General features: G+C 69.0%; 25 protein-coding genes. 16 read left to right on the plus strand and 9 right to left on the minus strand.

Annotation, left to right across the window (positions count from 1 at the left end; genetic code table 11):
* Nucleotides 1–6 precede the first annotated feature (6 nt).
* Nucleotides 7–1,065 carry a glycosyltransferase family 4 protein gene (locus G578_RS24000; protein WP_038012984.1) on the plus strand — a complete coding sequence of 353 codons (1,059 nt, stop codon included), beginning with the start codon at nucleotides 7–9 and terminating at the stop codon, nucleotides 1,063–1,065.
* Nucleotides 1,062–1,823, plus strand: coding sequence for a class I SAM-dependent methyltransferase (locus tag G578_RS0100640; protein WP_028792609.1), 762 nt, complete (start codon nucleotides 1,062–1,064; stop codon nucleotides 1,821–1,823). Before G578_RS24000 ends, G578_RS0100640 begins: the two co-directional genes overlap by 4 nt.
* 7 nt (nucleotides 1,824–1,830) lie before the next feature.
* On the opposite strand, the gene gmk is transcribed toward G578_RS0100640, so the two are convergent.
* Both gmk and G578_RS0100650 read right to left on the minus strand, forming a co-directional pair.
* Entirely contained in the window at nucleotides 1,831–2,463 is a 633-nt protein-coding gene (gene gmk / locus G578_RS0100645) for a guanylate kinase (protein WP_028792610.1), read from the minus strand.
* A 16-nt stretch (nucleotides 2,464–2,479) separates the two neighbouring features.
* On the minus strand, nucleotides 2,480–3,421 hold the full coding sequence (locus tag G578_RS0100650; RefSeq protein ID WP_051243438.1) for a YicC/YloC family endoribonuclease: 942 nt from the start codon (nucleotides 3,419–3,421) through the stop codon (nucleotides 2,480–2,482).
* A gap of 77 nt (nucleotides 3,422–3,498) precedes the next feature.
* On the opposite strand from G578_RS0100650, the gene G578_RS0100655 reads away from it, so the two are divergent.
* Nucleotides 3,499–4,272, plus strand: a complete 774-nt coding sequence (locus G578_RS0100655) for an SDR family NAD(P)-dependent oxidoreductase (protein ID WP_028792612.1) — start codon at nucleotides 3,499–3,501, stop codon at nucleotides 4,270–4,272.
* 109 nt (nucleotides 4,273–4,381) lie between these two features.
* Here G578_RS0100655 and mltG read toward each other — a convergent pair whose 3' ends face one another.
* The 6 genes from mltG to ppk2 form a co-directional block, all read right to left on the minus strand.
* On the minus strand, nucleotides 4,382–5,365 hold the full coding sequence (gene mltG, locus G578_RS0100660) for an endolytic transglycosylase MltG (protein ID WP_028792613.1): 984 nt from the start codon (nucleotides 5,363–5,365) through the stop codon (nucleotides 4,382–4,384).
* Between the two features lie 11 nt (nucleotides 5,366–5,376).
* Nucleotides 5,377–6,642, minus strand: a complete 1,266-nt coding sequence (fabF, locus tag G578_RS0100665) for a beta-ketoacyl-ACP synthase II (RefSeq protein WP_028792614.1) — start codon at nucleotides 6,640–6,642, stop codon at nucleotides 5,377–5,379.
* Nucleotides 6,643–6,706: 64 nt separating this feature from the next.
* Nucleotides 6,707–6,943, minus strand: coding sequence for an acyl carrier protein (locus tag G578_RS0100670; RefSeq protein ID WP_028792615.1), 237 nt, complete (start codon nucleotides 6,941–6,943; stop codon nucleotides 6,707–6,709).
* Between the two features lie 173 nt (nucleotides 6,944–7,116).
* Nucleotides 7,117–7,857, minus strand: a complete 741-nt coding sequence (gene fabG / locus G578_RS0100675) for a 3-oxoacyl-[acyl-carrier-protein] reductase (RefSeq protein ID WP_028792616.1) — start codon at nucleotides 7,855–7,857, stop codon at nucleotides 7,117–7,119.
* Between the two features lie 25 nt (nucleotides 7,858–7,882).
* Nucleotides 7,883–8,845 carry an ACP S-malonyltransferase gene (gene fabD, locus G578_RS0100680; protein ID WP_038012985.1) on the minus strand — a complete coding sequence of 321 codons (963 nt, stop codon included), beginning with the start codon at nucleotides 8,843–8,845 and terminating at the stop codon, nucleotides 7,883–7,885.
* Nucleotides 8,846–8,952: 107 nt separating this feature from the next.
* On the minus strand, nucleotides 8,953–9,840 hold the full coding sequence (gene ppk2, locus G578_RS24005) for a polyphosphate kinase 2 (protein WP_051243441.1): 888 nt from the start codon (nucleotides 9,838–9,840) through the stop codon (nucleotides 8,953–8,955).
* A 368-nt stretch (nucleotides 9,841–10,208) separates the two neighbouring features.
* On the opposite strand from ppk2, the gene rpsF reads away from it, so the two are divergent.
* From rpsF to G578_RS24010, 9 genes are all read left to right on the plus strand, one after another.
* Nucleotides 10,209–10,688, plus strand: coding sequence for a 30S ribosomal protein S6 (gene rpsF, locus G578_RS0100690; protein WP_028792618.1), 480 nt, complete (start codon nucleotides 10,209–10,211; stop codon nucleotides 10,686–10,688).
* Nucleotides 10,685–10,939, plus strand: coding sequence for a 30S ribosomal protein S18 (gene rpsR, locus G578_RS0100695; protein WP_175474174.1), 255 nt, complete (start codon nucleotides 10,685–10,687; stop codon nucleotides 10,937–10,939). Before rpsF ends, rpsR begins: the two co-directional genes overlap by 4 nt.
* Nucleotides 10,940–10,997: 58 nt before the next feature.
* Nucleotides 10,998–11,924, plus strand: a complete 927-nt coding sequence (locus G578_RS0100700) for a DUF2232 domain-containing protein (RefSeq protein WP_084618588.1) — start codon at nucleotides 10,998–11,000, stop codon at nucleotides 11,922–11,924.
* A 104-nt stretch (nucleotides 11,925–12,028) separates the two neighbouring features.
* The gene (gene rplI, locus G578_RS0100705) at nucleotides 12,029–12,631 is read left to right on the plus strand and encodes a 50S ribosomal protein L9 (RefSeq protein WP_028792621.1); all 603 of its coding nucleotides are present in this window, start codon (nucleotides 12,029–12,031) and stop codon (nucleotides 12,629–12,631) included.
* 343 nt (nucleotides 12,632–12,974) lie between these two features.
* The gene (locus G578_RS0100710; RefSeq protein WP_028792622.1) at nucleotides 12,975–13,841 is read left to right on the plus strand and encodes a PhnD/SsuA/transferrin family substrate-binding protein; all 867 of its coding nucleotides are present in this window, start codon (nucleotides 12,975–12,977) and stop codon (nucleotides 13,839–13,841) included.
* A 49-nt stretch (nucleotides 13,842–13,890) separates the two neighbouring features.
* The gene (locus G578_RS0100715; protein ID WP_028792623.1) at nucleotides 13,891–14,718 is read left to right on the plus strand and encodes a phosphonate ABC transporter ATP-binding protein; all 828 of its coding nucleotides are present in this window, start codon (nucleotides 13,891–13,893) and stop codon (nucleotides 14,716–14,718) included.
* Nucleotides 14,711–15,556, plus strand: a complete 846-nt coding sequence (gene phnE, locus G578_RS0100720) for a phosphonate ABC transporter, permease protein PhnE (protein WP_038012986.1) — start codon at nucleotides 14,711–14,713, stop codon at nucleotides 15,554–15,556. The genes G578_RS0100715 and phnE overlap by 8 nt, the downstream gene beginning before the upstream one ends.
* A 374-nt stretch (nucleotides 15,557–15,930) precedes the next feature.
* Nucleotides 15,931–17,460: a replicative DNA helicase gene (locus tag G578_RS0100725; protein WP_028792625.1), complete on the plus strand. Its 1,530-nt coding sequence runs from the start codon at nucleotides 15,931–15,933 to the stop codon at nucleotides 17,458–17,460.
* Nucleotides 17,461–17,990: 530 nt separating this feature from the next.
* On the plus strand, nucleotides 17,991–18,809 hold the full coding sequence (locus G578_RS24010; protein ID WP_051243443.1) for a CE1 family esterase: 819 nt from the start codon (nucleotides 17,991–17,993) through the stop codon (nucleotides 18,807–18,809).
* A 4-nt stretch (nucleotides 18,810–18,813) separates the two neighbouring features.
* Here G578_RS24010 and G578_RS0100735 read toward each other — a convergent pair whose 3' ends face one another.
* The gene (locus G578_RS0100735) at nucleotides 18,814–19,611 is read right to left on the minus strand and encodes a 2-keto-4-pentenoate hydratase (protein ID WP_051243446.1); all 798 of its coding nucleotides are present in this window, start codon (nucleotides 19,609–19,611) and stop codon (nucleotides 18,814–18,816) included.
* A 101-nt stretch (nucleotides 19,612–19,712) separates the two neighbouring features.
* Between G578_RS0100735 and alr the strand changes: the two genes are divergently transcribed.
* The 4 genes from alr to radA are packed head-to-tail and all read left to right on the plus strand — an operon-like array spanning nucleotide 19,713 to nucleotide 23,860.
* Complete coding sequence (gene alr / locus G578_RS0100740; protein ID WP_028792627.1) at nucleotides 19,713–20,834, plus strand: alanine racemase; 1,122 nt, start codon at nucleotides 19,713–19,715, stop codon at nucleotides 20,832–20,834.
* A 46-nt stretch (nucleotides 20,835–20,880) separates the two neighbouring features.
* Nucleotides 20,881–21,654 carry an MlaE family ABC transporter permease gene (locus G578_RS0100745; protein WP_028792628.1) on the plus strand — a complete coding sequence of 258 codons (774 nt, stop codon included), beginning with the start codon at nucleotides 20,881–20,883 and terminating at the stop codon, nucleotides 21,652–21,654.
* A gap of 11 nt (nucleotides 21,655–21,665) precedes the next feature.
* A complete protein-coding gene (locus tag G578_RS0100750) occupies nucleotides 21,666–22,442 on the plus strand; it encodes an ABC transporter ATP-binding protein (RefSeq protein WP_028792629.1) in 777 nt (258 codons plus the stop codon).
* Between the two features lie 14 nt (nucleotides 22,443–22,456).
* Nucleotides 22,457–23,860 (plus strand): DNA repair protein RadA, encoded by a 1,404-nt coding sequence (gene radA / locus G578_RS0100755; protein ID WP_028792630.1) that lies wholly within the window; start codon nucleotides 22,457–22,459, stop codon nucleotides 23,858–23,860.
* Nucleotides 23,861–23,869: the final 9 nt, after the last annotated feature.

A 23,869-nucleotide genomic window follows, 5' to 3' on the forward strand; every position in this document is an offset into this window, starting at 1 on the left:
CCAGCGGTGACGCCCCCCGACATTCACGTCCTGATCCCCGGCGATCCGGCGACCCCGACCGGCGGCTTCGTCTATGACCGCCACGCCGTCGCCGGGCTGCGCGAGGCCGGGCTGCTGGCCGGGACGATCCGGGTCGACGGACCGTTTCCGGAAGGCGACGCGGCGACGCTCAAGGCAGCGGAGACCGGCCTCGCCACCGTGCCGGACGGTCACCGGGTGATCGTCGACGGCCTCGCCTATACCGCCCTGGCGCCGGTCCTCGCCCGTCATGACGGGCGTCTGAGAATCATCGCCCTGGTGCACCATCCGCTGGGCGACGAGACCGGCCTGAGCCCGCAGGACCGGGAGCGCTGGCTGCGCGCCGAAGTCGATGCCCTGACCCATGCCCGGCATATCCTGGTGACCAGCCGCACCACCCATGGCCGTCTGGCCGAACTGGGTATCGACAGCGGCCGGGTCACGGCGGTGGTGCCCGGCGTCGATCCCGTCTGCGACCTCGGCTTTCGCGACAGCCGCGCGCCCGGACCGCTGCGCCTGCTCTGCGTCGCCACGCTGATCCCGCGCAAGGCCCAGCACCTGCTGCTGGAGGCGCTGGCGCCGCTCGCCGACCGGGACTGGCACCTCACCCTGGTGGGCGAGGCGCGCGACGCGGCCTATGCGCAGCGCCTGCGCACACTGACAGAGGGCACGTCCCTGTCCGGCCGGATCACGCTCACCGGCGCCGTCGGCGACGCGGCGCTGGCGGATCACTGGCGTCGGGCCGATGCCTTCGTTTTCCCGAGCCTGCACGAGGGCTGGGGCATCGCCCCGGTAGAGGCGGTGCGCTGGGGCCTGCCGGTGATCACCAGCGACGCCGGCGCCCTGCCCGAGTCCGTGCCCGAGGCCGGCCGGGTCATGGTCCCGGCGGGCGACATCCCCGCCCTCCGCGCGGCGATGGCTCGGCTGCTGGACGATCCGATCCACCGGACCGCCCTGGCCGAGGGTGCGCGATCGGCGGCGGCCGGACTGCGGAGCTGGGCCGAGATGCGGGCAGAGTTCGCCTCCGTGGCGGAGGGCCTCGCATGAGCTTCTCCCCCGACTGGCTGGCCCTCCGCGCACCCTACGACAGCGCCGCCCGCGCGACCGGGCTGGAGCACCGGCTGGGCGACTGGCTCGGCGGCCGGCGGCCGGTGTCGGTGGTCGATCTCGGCGCCGGGTCGGGCAACAACCTGGCGCACCTCGCCCCGCGCCTGGCCGTCGACCAGCGCTGGACCCTCGTCGATGCCGACGGTGCCCTGCTGGCGGAGGCGGCGCGGCGGCATCCCGGGGTGACGCTCCACGCGGGCGACCTCGCCGGCGACCTGACGGCGCTGATCCCCGAGGGGACCGATCTCGTCACCGCCTCGGCGCTGATCGACCTGGTATCGCAGGCCTGGCTGGCGCGGCTGGCCGACCGGGTGCGCGAGATCGGCTGCGCCCTGCTGGTGGTGCTCACCTATGACGGCCGGATCGCCTGGGAGCGGGAGACCGGGCAGGACGCCGAGATCCGCGACCTGGTCAACCGGCACCAGCGCGGCGACAAGGGTTTCGGAGCGGCGCTCGGTCCGGACGCACCGGGCGCGCTCTCCAGGCTACTGCCCGGTGTCGAGACGGCGTCCAGCGACTGGAAGGTCGGCCCTGGCGAGACGGCGATGCGGAGGGCGCTGGTCGACGGCTGGTCGGGTGCCGCCGCCGAAATCGCGCCGGAGCGAACGGAGAGCATCGCCGCGTGGCGTGCCTGGGCTTCCTCGGAGCCACGCGCGCTGACCGTCGGCCACACGGACCAGCTCTGGCTGCCGGGGTGAGCGCCGCTTAATCCCCGCTGCCGTCCTGCAGGCCGCGCACGAAGTCCGGCAACCCGACCAGCCGCTCCCGCTTCAGGCGCTCGGCGTGGAGGATGGCGCGGATCTTCTCCACGCTGGCGGCGATGTCGTCGTTGAGGACGATGTACTGGTATTCCGGATAGTGGCTGATCTCGTCCGCCGCCTTGGCCATGCGCTGGGCCACCACCTCCTCGCTGTCCTGGGCGCGGGTGCGCAGGCGGCGCTCCAGTTCGCGGGTCGAGGGCGGCAGGATGAACACGCTGACGAGATCCTGTCGCGCGTTCGCCGCCAGCTGCTGGGTGCCCTGCCAGTCGATGTCGAACAGCACATCCTTGCCCGCGGCCAGCGCCTCCTCCACCGCCCCACGCGGCGTGCCGTAGTAGTTGCCGAACACCTTGGCGTGCTCCAGCAGCTCGTTCCGGTTCGCCATGAGCTGGAACTCGGTCGGGTCGATGAACAAATAGTCGCGCCCCTGCACTTCGCCCGGCCGGCGCGGCCGAGTGGTGACGGAAACCGACATGGACAGCTCGTCCTCGCGCTCCAGCAGCTTGCGGGAGATCGAGGTCTTGCCCGCGCCGGAGGGGGAGGACAGCACGAGCATCAGGCCGCGTCTGGTGATCATGGGGCGGGTCTCCGGCTTACTCGACGTTCTGGATCTGCTCGCGGAACCGCTCGATCCGCGTCTTCAGCTCGACCCCGATATTGGTCAGGTCCAGGTCGATCGCCTTGGAGCACAGCGTGTTGGCCTCGCGGTTCAGCTCCTGGCACAGGAAATCGAGCTTGCGTCCGACCGCGCCGCCCCCGGTGAGCAGCTCGCGGCAGGCGTGGACATGGGCGGACAGCCGGTCGGTCTCCTCGCGCACGTCGGCCTTGGTCGCCAACAGCGCCAGTTCCTGAGCCAGCCGCTCCTCCGACACCGGCGGCGAGGCCGCCAGCAGCAGGGCGAGCTGCCCCTCCATCCGCTTCCGCAGGGCGGCGGGCTGCGCCTCGGCGACCTTGGCGGCATCGGCGGTCAGGCTGTCGATCTCGTCCAGATGGCCGAGCAGCACCGTCTCGAGCCGCGCACCCTCGCGGTGGCGCGCCTCCACCAGGGCGGCCAGGGCCGTGTCCAGATCGGCGAAGGCCGGTGCCTGCAACTGCTCGATCACCGTGGTGTCGGCCACGCGCTCCACCGTCTCCAGCACGCCGCGGACATTCAGCAGACGGTCGAGGCTGGGCGCGGTCGGGAAGACCAGGCCCTTGTCCTCCAGTTTCTGCTGCAGGCCGAGCACGGTCTCCAGGAACGCCTCGTTCACCACCAGCTCCGGCGTCGTCGCCCTATCCGCCTTCTCCAGCGACCAGTTCACCGTGACCGAGCCGCGGTTCACCGAGGCGGACACCCGTTCCCGCACTGTCTGCTCCCAGCGTTCGGCCACCGAAGGCAGGCGCATGCGCAGGTCCAGGCCCTTGGAATTGACGCTGCGGATCTCCCAGCTCCAGGACCAGTCGGTGGCGGCCCCGTCGTCGGAGGTCGAGGTCGCACCGCCGTCGCTGCGCGCGAAACCCGTCATGCTGGTGACGCGGGCGCTCTGTTCGCTCACGGGATATCCTTTCGAAATCAAAAGTCCCGGCCCTTATATCCATGGGCACCCGAGGCGCCAAGCAGGAGGCAACCGAGATGGCCCACCCGAGCACGATCCTGATCACCGGCGCCTCCAGCGGATTGGGGGCGGCCCTGGCGCAGGAATACGCAGCGCCCGGGGTGCGGCTGTTCCTGTCCGGCCGCAGCGCCGACCGGCTGGAGGCGGTGGCGCGGCACGTTCGGGCGCTCGGGGCAGCCTGCGAGACGGCGGTGGTCGATGTCTGCGATACGACGGCTGTCAGGGCCTGGGTCGAGGCCTGCGACCGGGCCGCGCCCCTGGATCTGGTGATCGCCAATGCCGGGATCTCCGCCGGCACCGCCGGGCGCGACGGGGCCGAGCCGGCGGAGCAGGTGCGCGCGGTCTTCGCCACCAATGTGGACGGGGTGCTGAACACGATTCTGCCGGCGATCGAGGCCATGGAGGCGCGCGGGCACGGCCAGCTCGCACTGGTCGCCTCCCTGGCCGGCTATCGCGGCGTGCCGGGGGCGCCGAGCTACTGCGCGTCGAAGGCGGCGGTGAAGGTTCTGGGCGAGGGCCTGCGGGGCAGCCTGCACGGCAAGGGCCTCCGGGTGTCGGTGATCTGCCCGGGCTATGTGCGCACGCCGATGACCGACGTGAACGACTTCCCGATGCCGCTGATCATGGATGCCGACCGGGCGGCGCGGATCATCCGGAGGGGGCTGGCGCGGAACCGAGGACGGATCAGCTTCCCCTGGCCGATGGCGGCGGCCATGTGGCTGCTCCAGGCCCTGCCGCCGGCATGGGTGGACCCGCTGCTGCGGCGGCTGCCTCGGAAGGGGGCCGGGTAGAATCAAAATTAAGCCCGTCATCCCGAACTTGTTTCGGGACCTCTTCCCAGTCTGACGTGTCCGAAGAGGTCCCGAAACAAGTTCGGGATGACGGGGAGAGTAAGAAGCGCTACTCCGCCCGCTTTTCCCGCTGGTGCCGGCGCCAGGCACGTACGTTGCGGTTGTGCTCGGCCAGGGTCTTGGAGAAGGCATGGCCGCCGCTGCCGTCGGCGACGAAGTACAGATAGTCCGTCTCCGCCGGCCGCAGCACCGCCGCGATGGCGGCGGGACCGGGATTGGCGATCGGCCCCGGCGGCAGGCCGGAGATCACATAGGTGTTGTACGGGTTCTCCGCCTTCAGGTCGGCCCGGGTCAGCGGCCGGTCCAGCCCCTCTCCGCCGGCGATGCCATAGGCCACCGTCGGGTCCGACTGCAGCCGCATGCCCCGGTTCAGCCGGTTCACGAAGACGCTGGCCACCAACGGGCGTTCCTCGGCAACGCCGGTCTCCTTCTCGACGATGGAGGCGAGGATCACCGCCTCCTGCGGGCTGGCGATCGGCAGGTCGGGCGCGCGGTTCTCCCACAGCGCCTTGACCGTCTCGTCCATCTCGGCGCGCATGCGGGCGACGATATCGGCCCGGTCGTCGCCATAGGCGTAGTGATAGGTTTCCGGCAGCAGCGTGCCTTCCAGCGGCACGTCCTCGATCTCGCCCTCCAGCCCCTCTGCGGCGTTCACCACGGCGACGACCTGAAGGCTGGACAGCCCCTCCGCCACCGTCACGCGGCGGACGACCGTCGCGCCGCTTTCCAGAATATCGAGGACGCCCCGCGGGCTGACCGCGGCGGGAAAGGCGAACTCACCGGCCTTCAGGCGGCGGGCCTGGCCGGTGATCTTGGCGCCGATGGCGAGAATGCGGGGATCGGCGATCACCCCGGCCTCGAGCAGCCGGTGGGCGATCGTCTCCATGCCGGAGCCGCGCGGGATGACGACGGTGGTCTCCTCGGCGAGCGGGCCCGGACGCGTGAATTCGCTCCAGGCCCAGACCCCGGCGAACCCGGCGATCACCGCCGCCGACAGCAGCAGGGACGCCAGACGGAGCAGCCAGCGCCCCATAGCCCCGCCGGTCAGGCGACCTTGGAGAAGATCAGGGCGGCGTTGGTGCCCCCGAAGCCGAAGGAGTTCGACAGGGCGACCCGGACCGGACGCTCGCGCGCCTGGTTCGGGACCAGATCCATGCCGTCGATGCCTTCGGACGGGTTGTTCAGGTTCAGCGTCGGCGGCACGGCCTGATCGCGGATCGCCAGCACCGAGTAGATCGCCTCCACCGCACCGGCGGCCCCGAGCAGGTGGCCGATCGCCGACTTGGTCGACGACATGGACACGTTGGCCGCGGCATTGCCGAACAGGCGCTTCACGGCGCCGAATTCGATGGCGTCGCCCAGGGGCGTCGAGGTGCCGTGGGCATTGATGTAGTCGATGTCGTCGACCGAGATCTGCGCCCGCTTCAGCGCGGCCTTCATCGCCCGGAACCCGCCGTCGCCATCGTCGGCCGGAGCCGTGATGTGGTGCGCGTCGCCGGACAGGCCGTAGCCGATCACCTCGCCGTAGATCGTCGCCCCGCGCTTCTTGGCATGCTCGTACTCCTCGAGCACGACCACGCCGGCGCCCTCGCCCATGATGAAGCCGTCGCGGCCCTCATCCCAGGGGCGTGAGGCCTCTTCGGGGCTGTCGTTATAGCCGGTCGACAGGGCCCGGGCGGCCGCGAACCCGGCGACGCCGAGACGGCATATCGCCGCCTCCGCCCCACCGGCGACCATCACGTCGGCATCGTCCAGGGCGATCAGCCGGGCCGCATCGCCGATGGCGTGGGCGCCGGTGGCGCAGGCGGTGACCGCCGAATGGTTCGGGCCCTTGAATCCGTATTTGATCGAGACCTGACCGGAGACCAGGTTGATCAGCGCGGAGGGAATGAAGAACGGGCTGATGCGGCGCGGACCGCGCTCCTGCAGCAGCACCGCGGCCTCGGCGATGGTGGTCAGACCACCGATGCCCGAGCCGATCATCACACCGGTACGCTCCTGACCCTCGGCATCGGTCGGCGTCCAGCCGGAATCTTCCACCGCCTGCTGCGCGGCGACCATGCCGAAAAGGATGAAGCGGTCGATCTTCCGCTGTTCCTTGGGCTCGACCCACTCGGACGGATCGAAGCCGCCCTCGTCCTTCGTCCCCTCCGGCACCATACCGGCGATCTTCGCCGGCAGGTCCGAAACGTCGAAGCTGTCGATTGCCCGGATGCCGGATTTACCGGCCATCAGACGGTCCCAGTTGGTCTTAACACCGCACCCAAGCGGGGTGACCATCCCGAGGCCGGTGATGACGACGCGTCGCATGACGTCACTCATTTCCAGCTGCACGAGGCGAGACGGCGCCGGAGCCGGGGCTCCGGCAGTCGACTCAGCCTTCCTGGCTCTTGATAAAGTCGATCGCGTCCTTAACGGTCAGGATCTTCTCTGCCGCGTCGTCCGGGATCTCGCAGGAGAACTCCTCCTCGAAAGCCATGACGAGCTCGACGGTGTCGAGGCTGTCGGCGCCCAGATCGTCGATGAAACTCGCATCCTCGGTCACCTTCGACTCGTCGACACCGAGATGCTCGACGACGATCTTCTTAACCCGCTCGGCAACGTCACTCATGGTCCTGAACCTCTGATCTCTCTCTACTGAGGGCGCTTTCGCTGCCCAGTTGTCGCGGTCCGCCGCGTATTCCGGCGAACCCGCGATATTTGGATCGGCGGGCTGTAACACAAGTCTTTTGTTAAGACCAGCACACCCGGCCGCTTTTACAGGCTAACCGACGTCAGTCGGCGTCAAAGCATTGCCATGCCGCCATTGACGTGGATCGTCGCTCCCGTGACATAGCCCGCCTCTTCGCTAGCGAGGTATAGCACGGAGGCCGCGATGTCCTCCGGCGTGCCGAGTCGGCCCGCCGGAACGCTCTCCAGCAGCTTCTCCTTCTGGGCTTCGGGCAGCGCGTCGGTCATCGCCGTGGCGATGAATCCCGGCGCCACAACGTTCACCGTGATCCCCCGGTTCGCGACTTCCGCCGCCAGCGCCTTGGAGAAGCCGACCATGCCCGCCTTGGCGGCGGCGTAGTTGGCCTGGCCCGGATTGCCGGTCGCGCCGACGATGGAGGAGATGCCGATGATCCGGCCCCAGCGCTTCTTCATCATGCCGCGCACCAGCGCCCGCGACAGGCGGAAGCCGGAGGTCAGGTTGACCGCGATCACCTGATCCCAGTCGTCGTCCTTCATGCGCATCAGCAGCTGGTCGCGGGTGATGCCGGCGTTGTTCACCAGAATGTCGATCGGCGCACCGGCTGCCGCCTCGGCCGCCTTCGGCAGCGCTTCCACCGCTTCGGCGTCGCCCAGATTGCAGGCCGCGACCGACACCCGGTCGCCCAAAGCCGCGGCCTTCTCCTCCAGCACCGCCTGGCGGGTGCCGGACAGGACCACGTGGGCGCCCTGACGGTGCAGGGTCTCGGCGATGGCGGCGCCGATGCCGCCCGTCGCCCCGGTTACCAGGGCGGTCTTGCCGCTCAGGTCGAACATGTCTTCCTCCCGTTGCGTTGCGCCGTCACAGCGCGGCGACGAAGCCGGCGACGTCGGCCGGCGTATTGATGGCGTGGGCGTCGACCGACTTGTCGACCCGCTTGACGATGCCCGACAGCACCTTGCCGGCGCCGAGTTCGGCCACGCTGGTCACGCCGAGACCGGCGAAGCTCTCCACCGTCTCGCGCCAGCGTACCCGACCGGTCACCTGCTCGACCAGTTGGCGGCGGATGTCGTCGCGGTCGCCGGTCGGAGCGGCGGTCACATTGGCGATCAGCGGCACCAGCGGCGCCCGCAGGTCGGTGCCGGCCAGGGCGTCGGCCATGACATCGGCGGCCGGGGCCATCAGCGAGCAGTGGAACGGCGCGCTCACCGGCAGCTTCACGGCGCGACGCACCCCATGCTCGCCGGCCAGCGTCAGCACCCGCTCGATCGCATCGGCATGGCCGGAGAGCACGATCTGACCGCCGCCGTTGTCGTTGGCGATATCGCAGACCTGATCGCCGTCGGGACCCGGGCGGGCGGCGGCGGCGATCTTCTCGGCCGTCTCCAGATCGGCGCCGATCAGGGCCGCCATCGCCCCCTCTCCGACCGGGACCGCCTTCTGCATCGACTCGCCGCGCAGGCGCAGCAGCCGGGCGGCGACGGCGATGTCGAGCGTGCCGGCGGCGGCCAGCGCGGAGTACTCGCCCAGCGAGTGGCCGGCCACGTAGTCGCAGATCTCGGCGATGGTCTTGCCGCTCTCCGCCTCGACCGCGCGCAGGGCGGCGAGGCTGACCGCCATCAGCGCCGGCTGGGCGTTGGCGGTCAGGGTGAGCTTGTCCTCGGGACCCTCGAAGATCAGCGTGGAGAAGGATTCGCCGAGCGCCTCGTCGACCTGCTCGAACACCTGGGCGGCGGCGGGATAGGCATCGGCGAGGTCCTTGCCCATACCGACGGCCTGGCTGCCCTGGCCCGGAAATACGAGTGCCCGCGCGGTGCCGGCCATGATCGTTCCTCCCGAATGAGTCTCTTCGCGTCCGCGGCGTCGGGGCCGCGGCGTCGTTTGCGACGGACCGGCCGGCTTGTCAAGGCGCACCGGGTACCGCCGGCGGCCTACCAGCTTCCCACGATCAGCGGGTCCGGACTCTTCGCCGCCCGGGTGTTCTTGCCCGGATAGTCCAGGGAATGCACGAAGTGGCGGATCACCGCGATCCGCGCCCGCTTCTTGTCCGAGGCCTTGATGATCGTCCACGGGGCGTCGGCGGTGTGGGTGTGGAAGAACATGGTCTCCTTCGCCTCGGTATAGGCGTCCCAGCGCTTCACCGACTCCCGGTCCATGGGCGACAGCTTCCAGCGCTTCAGCGGATTGATCTCGCGGCCGTGGAGCCGCTTGGCCTGCTCGTCGCGGTTGACCGAGAACCAGTATTTGAACAGCCGGATGCCGGAGCGCACCCACATCCGCTCCAGCTCCGGCGCCTCCCGCAGGAACTCTCGGTATTCCGCCTCGTCGCAGAAGCCCATCACCCGCTCGACCCCGGCGCGGTTGTACCAGGAGCGGTCGAACAGCACGATCTCGCCCCGGGTCGGCAGTTCGGCGACATAGCGCTGGAAGTACCACTGACCCTGTTCGCGGTCGTTCGGCTTGTCGAGAGCGACGACCCTGGCGCCGCGCGGGTTCATGTTCTCCATGAAGCGCCGGATCGCCCCGCCCTTGCCGGCGGCGTCGCGGCCCTCGAAGACGATGACGATGCGCTGGCCGGTATCCTTGACCCAGCGCTGCAGCTTCAGCAGTTCGATCTGCAGGTCGCGCTTCTGCTTCTCGTAGGTCTCGCGCTCCATCGGCGACTTGTAGGGATAGTCGCCGCTCTCGAAGAGGTGGCGCAGCACGGCCGGGTCGTGGCGCATCTCCGCCTGGCGCTGCCGCGCCTCGGCACTGGCGCGATTGCCCGGATTGCCGGGTTTGGTCTCCGATTGCGTCTTGCCGTCCTTACCGGTCGCCATCGCTCTGCCCTATTCCTTCACAGCCACCCTACCCGTCTTCCCGGCCTTGCGCCGGGATCCAGAACAGGGATCGATGGATCACCGGTGATGATCCTACACCGCTGCGGCAAGCGTCACCCTGTATCCCGGCGCAAGGCCGGGAAGACGATGGAGTATCGGGAGAGCGCCGATGCCCCATTCCCCAACATGCATTCCGCCCTGGGGGAAAACCCTTGCGCATGGCGGAATTCTGCGTATTGTGCGCGCTCTTCCGGCCACCCCGGTGTCCGGTAACCATAGCTCCTTGCTGCATCGATACGCTCAAACGCACCGATGCGGCTTTGCCCAGGGGGTGATGCCCCGGGCGCAACATCCACAAGGAGTGCGCAATGCCGTACTACGAGAGCGTGTTCATCGCACGCCAGGACGTTTCGTCCACCCAGGTCGAACAGCTGACCGACCAGTTCGCCGAAGTCGTCGCCGGTCTCGGCGGCGAGGTCAAGAAGCGCGAGTACTGGGGTCTGCGGAACCTCGCCTACAAGGTGAACAAGAACCGCAAGGGCCACTACGTGCTCTTCAACCTCGACGCCCCTTCCGAGGCGGTGACCGAGATGGAGCGCCTGATGCGTCTGAACGAAGACGTGCTGCGCTACATGACCATCAAGGTTGAAGAACTCGAGGAAGGCCCCTCCATCATGATGCAGGCCAAGTCCGACCGCGATCGCGGCCGGGGCGGCCGGGGCGATCGTGACCACCGTGACCGTGGCGATCGCGGCGACCGTGGTGGAGATCGGGGTGACCGCGGAGATCGGGGCGACCGTGGCGATCGCCGCGAGCGCGATACCGCCAGCAAGGGAGATGCAGAATGAGCCAGTTGCAGATCGCCCGCGCGGCCGTGCGCAAGCCGTTCATGCGCCGCCGCAAGTCCTGCCCGTTCTCCGGCGCCAACGCGCCGAAGATCGACTACAAGGACACCAAGCTGCTGTCCCGTTTCATCTCCGAGCGCGGCAAGATCGTGCCGAGCCGGATCACCGCCGTTTCGGCCAAGAAGCAGCGTGAGCTGGCCCGCGCGATCAAGCGTGCCCGCAACATGGCGCTTCTGCCGTTCGTGGTGAGCTGAGCGACCGGACAGGCATCCGGCGGTACCCTGACGAGCGTCGGCACGACGATGGCCCTGCATGAACTACGGTTGGCTAACGGTTGGAATAGCGGCAGCAGCAAGCGCGCTGATGACGGTGGCGGTCTATCCGTCGCCGTTCTTCGCGATGCTGCAGCTGTCTCTGACCTCGCTGCCGCTGTTCCTGGTGGGTCTGGCCTACGGAGCGGTTCTGGGACTGGCGGCAGCCGCGGCGGCCTTCGTCGCCCTCGGCCTGTCGCTGGGTCTCGACGTCGCAGCCTATCATGCGGCGATGACCGGCGTTCCGGCCGGCCTGCTGATCTGGCAGGCCGAACGGAGCGGCAGCGAGCCCAGGGTCCTGCTGCTCACCCTGATCGCCTATGCCTGCGCGACGATCGCGCTGGCGGGCCTGATCCTGTCCGGGCATCCGGACGGCATGCAGGGGGTGATCGCGGAGGAGCTGCAGCGGACGTTCGAGACGATCTCCAGCTATGCGGAGGAGGCCGGGCAACCGCCGCTTCCCATGGCGGAGCTGCAGGACATGCTGTCCTCCCTGGCCAGTCTGTTCCCGGCCTTCGCGGCCGCGGGATGGGTGCTGACCACGGCGGCCAGTGCCGGGCTCGCGCAGCTTCTGCTGCGCCGCTTCGGAAAGGCGACGCTGCCAACGCCGGACATCGCCGACCTGCGGGCGCCGCGTTGGATCGCGCTCGTGCTCGCGGCGGTGCTGGCCTTGGCCTATCTGCCGGAGGGGATCGGCTTCGCCGCCAAGAACATGGTTCCGGTGGTGCTGCTGCTCTTCCTGTTCACCGGACTGGGCGTGGTGCACGCCCTGGCCCGGCGCAGCGGCAGCGGGGGCCTCTGGCTCGGTGGAACCTATGCCCTGCTGATCGTCTTCAGCTGGGCGGCGGCCGCAGTGATCGTGCTGGTCGGAATGCTGGACGTGGTTTTCGATTTTCGCCGTCGCGCGGGGCCTCCCCCGCAGGAATGACCGTCGGCGGATAACTGACAAGCGGTCGCCTCGGCGCCGCCCTGATGAGGAAATCCGGATACCTATCCGGGGGGCGTAGGCCCGCAAGAGAAGGAGTGAGGACGATGGAAGTCATCCTGCTGGAACGGATCGAGAGCCTCGGCCAGATGGGCGAAGTGGTTTCGGTCAAGCCGGGCTACGCCCGGAACTTTCTGCTGCCGCAGAAGAAGGCGCTGCGCGCCAACGAAGGAAACCGCAAGGTCTTCGAGGAGCGCCGGGCCCAGCTTGAGGCCGAGAACCTCGAGCGCAAGTCCGAGGCCCAGAAGGTCTCCAAGACCCTGGACGGCATGACCGTCGTGCTGGTGCGTGCCGCCGGCGAGAACGGCCAGCTGTACGGCTCGGTCTCCGCCCGCGACATCGCCGACGCGGTGACCGAAGCCGGCGTCACCGTCGGCCGCAGCCAGGTCAAGCTGGACAAGGCGCTGAAGGCGCTCGGTCTGGAGCCGGTGCGCGTCCAGCTGCACCCGGAGGTCTCGGTGAATGTGACCGTGAACATCGCCCGGTCCCAGGACGAGGCGGAGACCCAGGCCCGCCTGGGCCGCGCGCTCGACCGGGGCATCCTGGACGAGGAAGAGCGGATGGAAGACGAGGCCCCCGAGGTCGAGGAGCTTCTCGAGCCGGAAGCGGCCGCCGCCGCCGAGGACGAGGAGGAGAAGGCCGAGGTCTGATCCTTACTCAGCGACAAGATTTGCGACGGGCCGTCCTTCGGGGCGGCCCTTTGCATTTGAGGTGCTCTCTCCACCTACCTCCCCGCTCCAATCCTGTCATCCCGGCCCGCACACGGATGAGGTCCGGGCGCGTTCGGGGTGACGATCGTTTGAGATTTTGTCCCCTTTCGCCCCCTCGACAACTGGCGCTGGACATCCACCGGAACACATCCACGGTCACCAAACCATCACGCAACCGACGCGGTTCCGACACCGCCCTGTCACACCGGCGACAGGCGGGGGGTGATATCCGCTGGGCCTTCCGAATGATCCGGGCATCTGCCCGCCCCTGGAGGAGGCCTTCATGAACCTTCGCGCCCTGCTTGCCGCCGCCGCCCTGGCGGTAGCCACCCCGTCCCTGGCCAGCGCCGCCGACGCGATCAAGATCGCGGTCACCGACATTGAGGGCCTGGAGGCCCTGCAGAGCGAGTTCGGCCCATTCGAGGCGGCGCTCGAGAAGAGCACCGGTCTCGACATCGAGCTGTTCCCGGTCGGCAACCGCACCGCCGCCGTCGAGGCCATCAACGCCGGTCAGGTCGACCTGGTGCTGACCGGCCCGGCCGAATACGTGGTGATCAAGGAACTGACCGACGCCAGGATCGTCGTCGGCTGGCAGCGTCCGGACTACTTCGCCCAGGTCGTTACCCTGGCCGACGGTCCGATCCGCCGGGTGCAGGACCTCAAGGGCCGCGCCGTCGCCTTCGGCTCGGTCGGCTCCACCTCCCAGCATCTCGGCCCGGCGCAGGCGCTGACCGATCTCGGCCTCGTCTACGGCCAGGACTACGAGCCGAAGATCATCTCCCGCAACGTCGCCATCGAGGCACTGATCCGCGGCGACATCGCCGCCATCGGCATGAACTACAGCCACCTGCAGCGCGCCCGCGAGGCCTATCCGGACGTCGCCTTCACCGTGGTGGCGCGCGGCCGCGACCTGCCGAACGACATCCTGGTCGCCCGCGCCGATGCCGACCCGGCGGCCATGGACAAGATCCGCAAGGCCTTCGTGGAGGACGGCAAGTCCCTGCTCGCCGCCGTGCTGAAGGGCGAGGACAATCAGAAGTACAAGGGCGGCTTCTTCCTCGCGACGGTCGAGGACGGCGACTACGACTACGTCCGCTCGATGTACACGACGATCGGCGTCGACGGTTTCAAGAACTTCGTCGGCAACTGAGGCAGGCAGGGCGCCGGTCCCCACGGCCGGCGCCCGCCCCGATCCCATCATGACAGCCCTGCTCAAACCCTCGCCGATGAACGCGGACCCGGCCGGCCCGACGCCGGCCGCGCCCGCTCCGGCCGCCGCCGCGCCGCTGATCTCGGCGGAGTCGGTGACCAAGCGCTTCGCCGACGGTCCCGCGGTGCTCGACGGCGTGACCCTCGCCATCCGCCGGGGCGAGCGCGTCGCCCTGCTCGGCGCCAACGGGGCCGGCAAGTCGACCCTGCTGCGCGCCCTGGTCGGGCTGATCCCGATCACCGGCGGCGCGGTGGAGATCCTCGGCCAGCGCTTCACCCGTCAGCCCACGGCCCGCCAGCGCGCGACCCTGCGCCGCCGGCTCGGCTTCGTCTTCCAGTTCCACGGCCTGGTCGGCCGCACCAGCGCCCTGTCCAACGTGGTGAACGGCGCCATGGGCCAGGGTCATGGCTGGCGCAGCTGGCACCAGTCGCTGGCCCCCGCCGCCCTGCGCGACGCCGCGCTGGAGGCGCTCGAGGCGGTCGGTCTGGCCGACCGGGCGACGGCGCGGGCCGACACCCTGTCCGGCGGCCAGTCCCAGCGGGTCGCCATCGCCCGCGCCATCGTGCACGGCCCGGATCTGCTGTTCGCCGACGAGCCGGCCGCCAGCCTCGACCCCGCCGCCGGCCTCGACATCATGCGGCTGTTCACCCGCCTGGCCGCCGAGCAGGCGCGCACCCTGGTCTACACCACCCACGACATGCGTCACGCCCTGGAGCACGCGGACCGGATCGTCGCGCTCAAGGCCGGGCGGGTCGTGTTCGATGCCGCCGCCGCCGACCTGAGCGAGCGCGACCTGGAGCCGATCTACCGTGGCTGACACAACCTCGTCCCGTCCGCCGACCTCCGGCCCGGCAGCCTCCCGCCCCGGCGCCCGCGACATCGCCCGCTGGCCCCGCCTCACGCCGCTGCGATTCACACTGCTGGTGGCCGCCGGCGCGGTGCTGCTGGCGTCGATCGGCGACGTCGCGCCGTCGGCCGACCGGCTGATCGGGGCGGTTCCGCGCATGGGCTCGCTGCTGGAACGGATGCTGCCGCCGGAGACCGACCCTGCCTTTCTCGGCCGCATGGGCCTGCGGCTGGTGGAGACGCTTCAGATCGCCCTGGTGGGCACCCTGTTCGGCATCCTGCTGAGCTTCCCGCTGGCCTGGTTGTCGGCCGCCGGACTGAGCCCGCTGGGGCGTCTGCGCTGGCTGGCCCGGGGCACCGTCTCCCTGTTCCGCACGGTGCCCGACCTGGTCTGGGCGCTGTTCTTCGTCTCCGCCGTCGGCCTCGGGGCCATTGCCGGCACGCTGACCATCATCGTCGATACCGCCGGGTTCTGCGGCCGGTTCTTCGCCGAGGCGATGGAGGACAGCGACAAGCGCCCACGCGAGGCGCTGGAGGCAGTCGGCGCCCGCAAGCTCGATATCCTCGCCTCGGCCGTGGTGCCGCAATGCATGCCGTCCTTCGTCAACACCTCACTGTTCGCGCTGGAACTGTCGGTGCGATCCTCGGTGGTGCTGGGCATCGTCGGCGCCGGCGGCATCGGCCAGGAACTGAAAAGCGCCTTCGAGCTGTTCCAGTACCCCAAGGCCTCGGCGATCATCCTGGCGATCTTCGTGATCGTGCTGATGATGGAGCAGCTGACCGACTGGCTGCGCCGCCGGCTGGGGTGAGCCGCTTCAACTGACAGAGCGCATACCCCGGCCTTGTGCCGGGGCGAGCGCTCGGGACCGACGGGCCTTCAGCAGGATCGGATCCGCCCCGTCACGCGGCACCCTCGCCCCGGTGCAGGACCGGGGAGTGAAAGTTTTATTCGGAGGTAGGGTCCGCCCCCGTTGTTCCGGCTCCGTATCATTCACACGCACCGAGTCTCGCAAGCCCATGGCCCGAACTCCCCAGCGCGAACTATCCACAGCTAAGCCTCGGTTTCGTCCCCACAATCCTTTTCAATAGTACGTGCAAGACGCTCGCTAATCGGGCCTCCGGCGGGCTATGCGTTAGAGTCTGTCCCGAGGGAACACGAACAGCAAAGCCGAGTCGCCTCGCCATGTCCGATCCCGAGTCCAGCATCGCCCCCTTCCCCGGTCCCTCCGCCTTCGCCCCCGACGCGGCCGGTCCCGCCGCCGCCTCGTACCGCGAGCCGCCGCACAACCTGGAAGCCGAGCAGGCGCTGCTGGGCGCCATCCTGGTCAACAACCGCTCCTATGAAAGGGTCAGCGAGTTTCTGCGCGCGGAGCATTTCGCCGATCCGGTCCACGGCCGCATCTTCGCCTCCTGCGCCAAGCTGATCGACCGCGGCCAGATCGCCACCCCGGTCACGCTCAAGGGCCTGTTCGACCAGGACGAGGCCCTGAACGAAGTCGGCGGCGCCCAATATCTGGTGAAGCTGGCCGCGTCGGTGGTCACCGTCATCAACGCCGCCGATTACGGCCGCGAGATCCGCGACTGCTACCTGCGGCGCGAGCTGATCGAGATCGGCGAGGGCGTGGTCAACGACGCCTATGACCGCGACCTCGACACCGCCGCCCAGGAACTGATCGAGAAGGCCGAGAACCATCTGTTCACCCTGGCCGAGACCGGCGAGGGCGAGAACGGGCTGAAGGAACTGAAGCTGGCGCTGATGGAATCGGTCGCCCAGGCCGAAGCCGCCTACAAGCGCGACGGCGGCCTTGCCGGCCATTCCACCGGCCTGATCGACATCGACAACCTGCTCGGCGGCCTGCACCCGTCGGACCTGCTGATCCTCGCCGCCCGCCCGGCCATGGGCAAGTCGACGCTGGCCTCCAACATCGCCTTCCACATCGCCACCGCCTCGATGGACGATCCGGAGACGCCGCCGCAGCCGGTCGCCTTCTTCTCGCTGGAAATGTCGGCCGAGCAGCTTGCCACCCGTATCCTGTCGGAGCGCACCGGCATCGCCTCGGAGAAGCTGCGCCGCGGCCAGCTCGACAACGAGGATTTCGGCAAGCTGGTGGAGGCGAGCCAGGATCTGGAACGGGCGCCGATGTTCATCGACGACACCCCGGCGATCCCGATCTCCACCCTGCGCACCCGCGCCCGGCGCCTGAAGCGCCAGCACGGCCTGGCCCTGATCGTGGTCGACTACCTGCAGCTCATGCGCCCGGCCCCGGGTACGCGCATCGACAACCGCGTGCAGGAGATCTCCGCCATCTCCCAGGGCCTCAAGGCGATCGCCAAGGAACTGGACGTGCCGGTCCTGGCCCTGTCCCAGCTCTCGCGCGCGGTCGAACAGCGCGAGGACAAGCGCCCGGTGCTCGCCGACCTGCGTGAATCCGGGTCGATCGAGCAGGACGCCGACATCGTCATGTTCATCTACCGCGAGGACTACTACCTGCAGAAGGCCGAGCCGATCCAGCGGATCGAGGAGGATGCGCAGAAGTTCCACGACCGCTACGACGCCTGGAAGGAGCGCTGCGAGAAGGCCCACGGCAAGGCCGAGGTGATCATCTCCAAGCAGCGCCACGGCCCGACCGGCGTGGTGACGCTGCATTTCGACGGCTCGACCACGAAGTTCACCAACTACGTCGCCGACGACCACGTGCCGGACCACTACTGAGCCTCTGCAAGCACGAGCCGCCTCTCTGCGCCGTTCGCCTCTCAGATCGTCATCCCTGCCCGACCCCGGATCAGGTCCGGGCTCGACCCGGGATGACGGTGGTTTAGCCCAAACGGCCTCGCCCAGAGCAGGTTTGGCCCGTTTGGTCGGGCCATGTCGAAAGGCCGCGTCAGGCGGGCGCAAAGAAGAAAGGCCGCCCGGATGGGGCGGCCTTTCCGTGAGTCGATGAAGGCTCGAACTCGATTTATGTGCTTCAGTTGGCCGCCGAAGGTTGCTCCGACATCCTGCCGAGACACACGAACTCGCCCCTCATCGCAAGATCACTAGACACCGGATCACCTCCTTTCAGTTGGTTGAACACCACGGAAATGGTGCGGCGCACGGCGCGGTTCCACAACCCATCGACGGAAACCAAGGAATACCGGGGATATCGCCCCCTCCGGCCCGCCGGCCTGTGGCCTCAGATCGACGCGAATCCGGTCACCGGCTTGTCATTGGACGCTCGGGGAGGCAGCCGCCAGGGTACCGGCATGATCCGCCTGCTTCTGTCTCTCCCCCTCGCCGCCTTCCTGCTGACCGCCCCGGCCCGGGCGGAACCGACCGCGTCCTTTGCGGTCGAGACGGGCACCTACCAGGCCCATGTTCCGGCCGGCTGGGACGGTGCCGCCCAACTGCCCCTGCTGATGTTCTTCCACGGCTACGGCCAGAGCGGCGAAGTCGTCATGGGCAACACCGGGCTGATGCGGCTGGCCGACGCGGAAGGCGTGCTGGTGATCGCTCCCGACGGCCAGGAGAAGCGCTGGTCCCACCAGGGCGCGCCGCTGCGCGAGCGGCTGCGCGACGACGACGCCTTCGTGCGCGCGGTGTTGGCCGACGCCAAGCGTCGCTGGCCCGTGGACTCGCGACGGATCTGGGCGTCGGGCTTCTCCATCGGCGGATCGATGACCTGGCACCAGGCCTGTTTCCAGGGCGGGCTGTTCACCGCCTTCCTGCCGGTGGCCGGCGCCTTCTGGAGGCCGCATCCGGAGAGCTGCCCGTCCGGCCCGGTGAACCTGATGCATGTGCACGGGACCGGCGATACGGTGGTGCCGATGCAGGGCCGGCCGATCCGCGAGGTGTACCACCAGGGCGACGTGCTGACGGGCATGGACTTCTGGCGCGCACAGAACGGCTGTCCGGCGGACCCGTCGGAGGTGACCGAGACCGGCGACCTGCGCTGCGAGATCTGGCGCGGCTGCACGTCAGGCAGGGAGCTTCAGCTCTGCCTCCATCCGGGCGGACACATCATTCCTATGGACCACATGGCACGGGCGATCGCCTGGGCGGAGGCGCGTGCCGCCGAGCGATAACCGCTCAGTCGGCGACCTCCACCTCGACGCTGCCCAGCCCCTCCACGGTATAAACCGCCCGGTCGCCCGCCTTCGGATAGCGGGTCTTTACCGTCGATCCGGTCATGACCCAGTGGCCCGCCCGCAGGGGGCGGCCCTGCTCGGCAAGCAGGTTGGCGACCCAGGCGAGCGCGGTCAGCGGATTGCCCATGGCGGCCCCGGTCACCGCCTCCTCCACCTCGTCGTTGTACTCCAGACGCACCGGCGTGGTGACGAGGTCGAGCGACCGCCAGTCGCCGGTCGTCTCGCCCAGGACGATGCCCCCTGACCAGGCGTTGTCGGCGGCCATGGAGACTCCGTCGAGCCGGCTGTAGTCGGCATCGCGGTCCTCGATCAGCTCGAAGGCCGGCACCGCCAGTTCCACCGCATCGCGAACGATCTCTGCCGTAAATTTTCCTGAATTATCAAAAAGATCCGATCCCATTTTGAGGCAAAGCTCGAACTCCAGGCCGACCCGCACGAAATCGGACAGCTTCACCACGGCGGGGGATTTGTGGACGGTGGAGGCGAAGATGGCGCCGACCAGGGACTGATTGACGCCGCACAGCTCCTGCACGGCCTTGGAGGTCAGCGCGATCTTGTAGCCGGCGATCGGCCCCTTGGCGCCCGCCTCCCAGCCGGCGATCAGCCGGCGCTGGACGTCGTAGGCGGCGTCGAGATCGGGCAGCGCCAGATCGCCGGCCAGCGGCTCGTACCGGGCGCGGCGGGCATGCTGATCGGCCAGCGCGTCGGCGACGCGGACGATGCGGGTGGTGTCGGTCATGGTGGATCCTCCCTCTTTTCCGGGAGCATGGATCGAACCTCGATCGGGGAGAACCCCTCTTGCGCCTTGTCCCCGTCCCGCCCGCCTGATATCGGACCTTGATGGTCACGACGACATTCGCCTTCGACGCCACCCTGTCCCGCCTCACCATCGATCTGGGGGCGGTGCGGCAGAATTACCGGCGGCTGCGCCGGGAGCTCGGCGACGTGCCCTGCGCCGGCGTGGTGAAGGCGGACGGCTACGGCCTCGGCGCCGACCATGTGGCATCCGTCCTGTACGAGGAGGGCTGCCGCACCTTCTTCGTCGCCACCTTCGACGAGGCGGTGGGCCTGCGCCAGATCCTGCCCGAGGGCGACATCGCCTGCCTGAACGGTCTGCTGCCCGGCACCGAGGCGGCCTATGTCGAACACCGGCTCACCCCCGTGCTGAACGATCTCGGCCAGGTCGCCCGCTGGCGCGCGCACGGCGTGAAGACCGGCGCGCCGCTGGCCGCCATGCTGCACGTGGATACCGGCATGAACCGGCTCGGCCTGGACGGCCGCGAGATGGACCAAGTTGCCGAGGATCCTGCGCTGCTCGACGGCATCGACTGGCAATACGTGCTGTCGCACCTGTGCGCCGCCGACGCGCCGGACAGCCCGATGAACGCCCAGCAGCTCGCCCGCTTCACCGAAATGCGCCGCCGCCTGCCGGGAGCCATCAAGGCGAGCCTCGCCAATTCGTCGGGAATCTTTCTGGGATCCGACTATCACCACGATCTGGCCCGGCCGGGCATCGCCCTGTATGGCGGCCGCCCCTCGGCCGGCGGCGACAACCCGATGCGCTGCCCAATCCGAATCGAGGGCCGGATCCTCCAGGTACGGACGGTCGAGCGCGGCTGGACCGTCGGATACGGAGGCTCCTGGCGGGCCGGACGGGAGACCCGGATCGCCACGGTGGCGGCGGGTTACGCCGACGGCTACCTGCGCAGCCTCTCGTCGGTCGGACGCGTGGCGGTTGGTGGCCGGCTGTGCAACGTGGTAGGACGCGTCTCCATGGATATGATCATGGTCGACGTGACCGACATGGACCCGGCCGACACCGCTCCCGGAGGGATGGTGGAAGTGCTGGGTCCGACGGTGACGCCCGACGCGATGGCGGACCTGGCGGGCACCATCGGCTACGAGCTACTGACCTCGCTCGGCAGCCGCTATGTGCGCCATTACGTCGACAGCGCCGAATGACGGCCGGGATCGCTTGCATCAACGATCGATCGGGGTACTCCGTGCGATGAATCCTCTCGCGGCGATCGGCCGAGGCTTCCTGACACTCCTGGCCACCACGGGCCGCATCGGGCTATTCGCGTCCGCCGCGATCGGACACTGCGTGCGCCCGCCCTTCTATCCGCGGCTGATCCTGCGGCAGTTCATCGAGATCGGCTATTACTCCCTGCCGGTGGTCGGCATGACCACGCTGTTCTCGGGCATGGTGCTGGCGCTGCAGAGCTACACCGGCTTCGCACGGTTCTCCGCCGAGGGCGCGGTCGCCACCGTGGTCGTGCTGTCGATGACCCGCGAGCTGGCGCCGGTGCTGGCCGGGCTGATGGTCGCCGGCCGGGTCGGGGCCGCCATGGCGGCCGAGATCGGCACCATGCGGGTGACCGAACAGATCGACGCCCTGACCACCCTGTCGACCAACCCTTTCAAGTATCTGATCGCCCCCCGGGTCATCGCCGCCACCATCAGCCTGCCGATCCTGGTGCTGATCGGCGACATCATCGGCGTGTTCGGCGGCTATGTGGTCGGCGTCTACAAGCTCGACTTCAACGCCGCCAACTACATCAGCTCCACCATCCAGTATCTGGAGCGGATGGATGTGATCTCGGGTCTGGTCAAGGCGGCGGTGTTCGGGTTCCTGATCGCGCTGATGGGCTGCTATCACGGCTACAACTCGCGCGGCGGCGCCCAGGGCGTGGGGGCGGCGACGACCAACGCCGTGGTCACGGCCTCGATCATGATCCTGGTGGCGAACTACGTCATCACCGAGATGTTCTTTGCGGATTGAGGGCGAAGCAGATGAGCGACACCCCTAAACTGCGCATCCGGGACCTGAAGAAGAGCTTCGGCGCCAAGGTCGTGCTGAACGGCATCGACCTGGATATCGGCGCCGGCGAGAGCGTCGTCGTGATCGGCGGCTCCGGCACCGGCAAGTCGGTGCTGCTGAAATGCATCATCGGCCTGATGGAGCCGGATTCCGGCACCATCGAGATCGACGGCGAGAACGTGGTCGGCCTGCCGCGCTCCGAGCGCGAGGCCTATATGCGCAAGTTCGGCATGCTGTTCCAGGGCGGCGCGCTGTTCGACAGCCTGCCGGTCTGGGAGAACGTCGCCTTCGGCCTGATGGCCTCCAAGCAGGTGGACCGGGCCGACGCCCGCAAGGTCGCCATCGACAAGCTGGCCCAGGTGGGGCTGAGCGAGGATGTCGCCGCCCTGTCGCCGTCGGAGCTGTCCGGCGGCATGCAGAAGCGCGTGTCGCTGGCCCGCGCCATCGCCACCGACCCGGAGATCATCTTCTTCGACGAGCCGACCACCGGTCTCGACCCGATCATGGCTGACGTGATCAACGACCTGATCGTGAAATGTACCCGCGAGTTGGGCGCGACCGGCCTGTCGATCACCCACGACATGGCCAGCGCGCGCAAGATCGCCGACCGCATGGCCATGCTGTACCAGGGCAAGATCATCTGGGCCGGCCCGGTGTCGGACATCGACAGCTCGGGCAACGACTATGTCGACCAGTTCATCCACGGCCGGGCCGAAGGTCCGATCCAGATGGCCGTCCGGCGCGGCTGAGGACGGAGACACGGATGGCGAAATCGACCAGCCGCTACGTCTGCCAGGAATGCGGATCGGTGACGGCCAAGTGGGCCGGCAAATGCGACGCCTGCGGCGCCTGGAACACCCTGGTCGAAGAGGTCGTCGAGGCGGCGCCGAAAGGGCTTAAGCCCGGCGGCGGCCGGCGCATCAACTTCGTCGAACTCGCGGGCCAGAGCAAGGAGACGCCCCGGCGGATCACCGGCATCGGCGAGTTCGACCGCGTGCTTGGCGGCGGGCTGGTCCCCGGCTCCGCGACCCTCATCGGGGGCGATCCGGGGATCGGCAAGTCGACCGTGCTGCTGCAGGTGGTCGCCGGCCTGTCCGGCACCTGCCGCTGCGCCTATGTCTCCGGCGAGGAGGCGGTGGACCAGGTCCGAATGCGCGCCCAGCGTCTCGGCGTAGCCGGGGCCTCGGTCGGGCTGGCGGCGGCGACCAGCGTGCGCGACATCGTCTCCAGCCTGGAGGCCGCCGACAGCCCCGACGTGGTGGTGATCGACTCGATCCAGACCATGTATGTGGACGCGCTGGACAGCGCGCCGGGCACCGTCGCCCAGGTCCGCGCCTCGGCCCAGGAACTGATCCGGGTGGCCAAGAAGCGCGGCATCGCCCTGCTGCTGGTCGGCCACGTCACCAAGGAAGGCGCCATCGCCGGCCCCCGGGTGCTGGAGCACATGGTCGACACGGTGCTGTATTTCGAGGGCGAGCGCGGCCACCAGTTCCGCATCCTGCGCGGGGTGAAGAACCGCTTCGGTCCGACCGACGAGATCGGCGTGTTCGAGATGACCGAGGGCGGGCTGATGGAGGTCACCAACCCCTCGGCTCTGTTCCTGTCCGACCGCCAGGACGACATCTCCGGCGCCTGCGTCTTCGCCGGGGTTGAGGGCACCCGGCCGGTGCTGGTGGAGATCCAGGCGCTGATCGCCCCCTCCCCCTACGGCACCCCGCGTCGGGCGGTGGTCGGCTGGGACGGCAACCGGCTGGCCATGGTCACGGCCGTGCTGGAGGCGCGCTGCGGCGTCTCATTGGCGGGCAACGACGTGTTCCTCAACGTCGCCGGCGGGCTCCGCGTGTCGGAGCCGGCCGCCGATCTGGCGGTGGCTGCGGCCCTACTCTCCTCGCTGACCGGCGTGCCGGTGCCCAAGGGCTCCGTGGTGTTCGGCGAGATCGGCCTGTCGGCCGAGGTGCGCGCCGTCACCCAGGCCGAGGCCCGGCTGAAGGAGGCCGCCAAGCTCGGTTTCGAGAAGGCCCTGCTGCCCGCCTCGCGCCGCAAGGGCGGCAAGGCCCTGTCCGGCGGCCTCGATTTGGTCGAAATCTCCCGGCTACATGATCTGGTGGACCTGCTCCATGATCCCGGCGACGATGCCCGCATCGGTCGCCGAGTCGTCGCCTCCTGATACGGGCCC

Source organism: Thalassobaculum salexigens DSM 19539 (genome assembly GCF_000423805.1).
Taxonomy (GTDB): Bacteria; Pseudomonadota; Alphaproteobacteria; order Thalassobaculales; family Thalassobaculaceae; genus Thalassobaculum; species Thalassobaculum litoreum.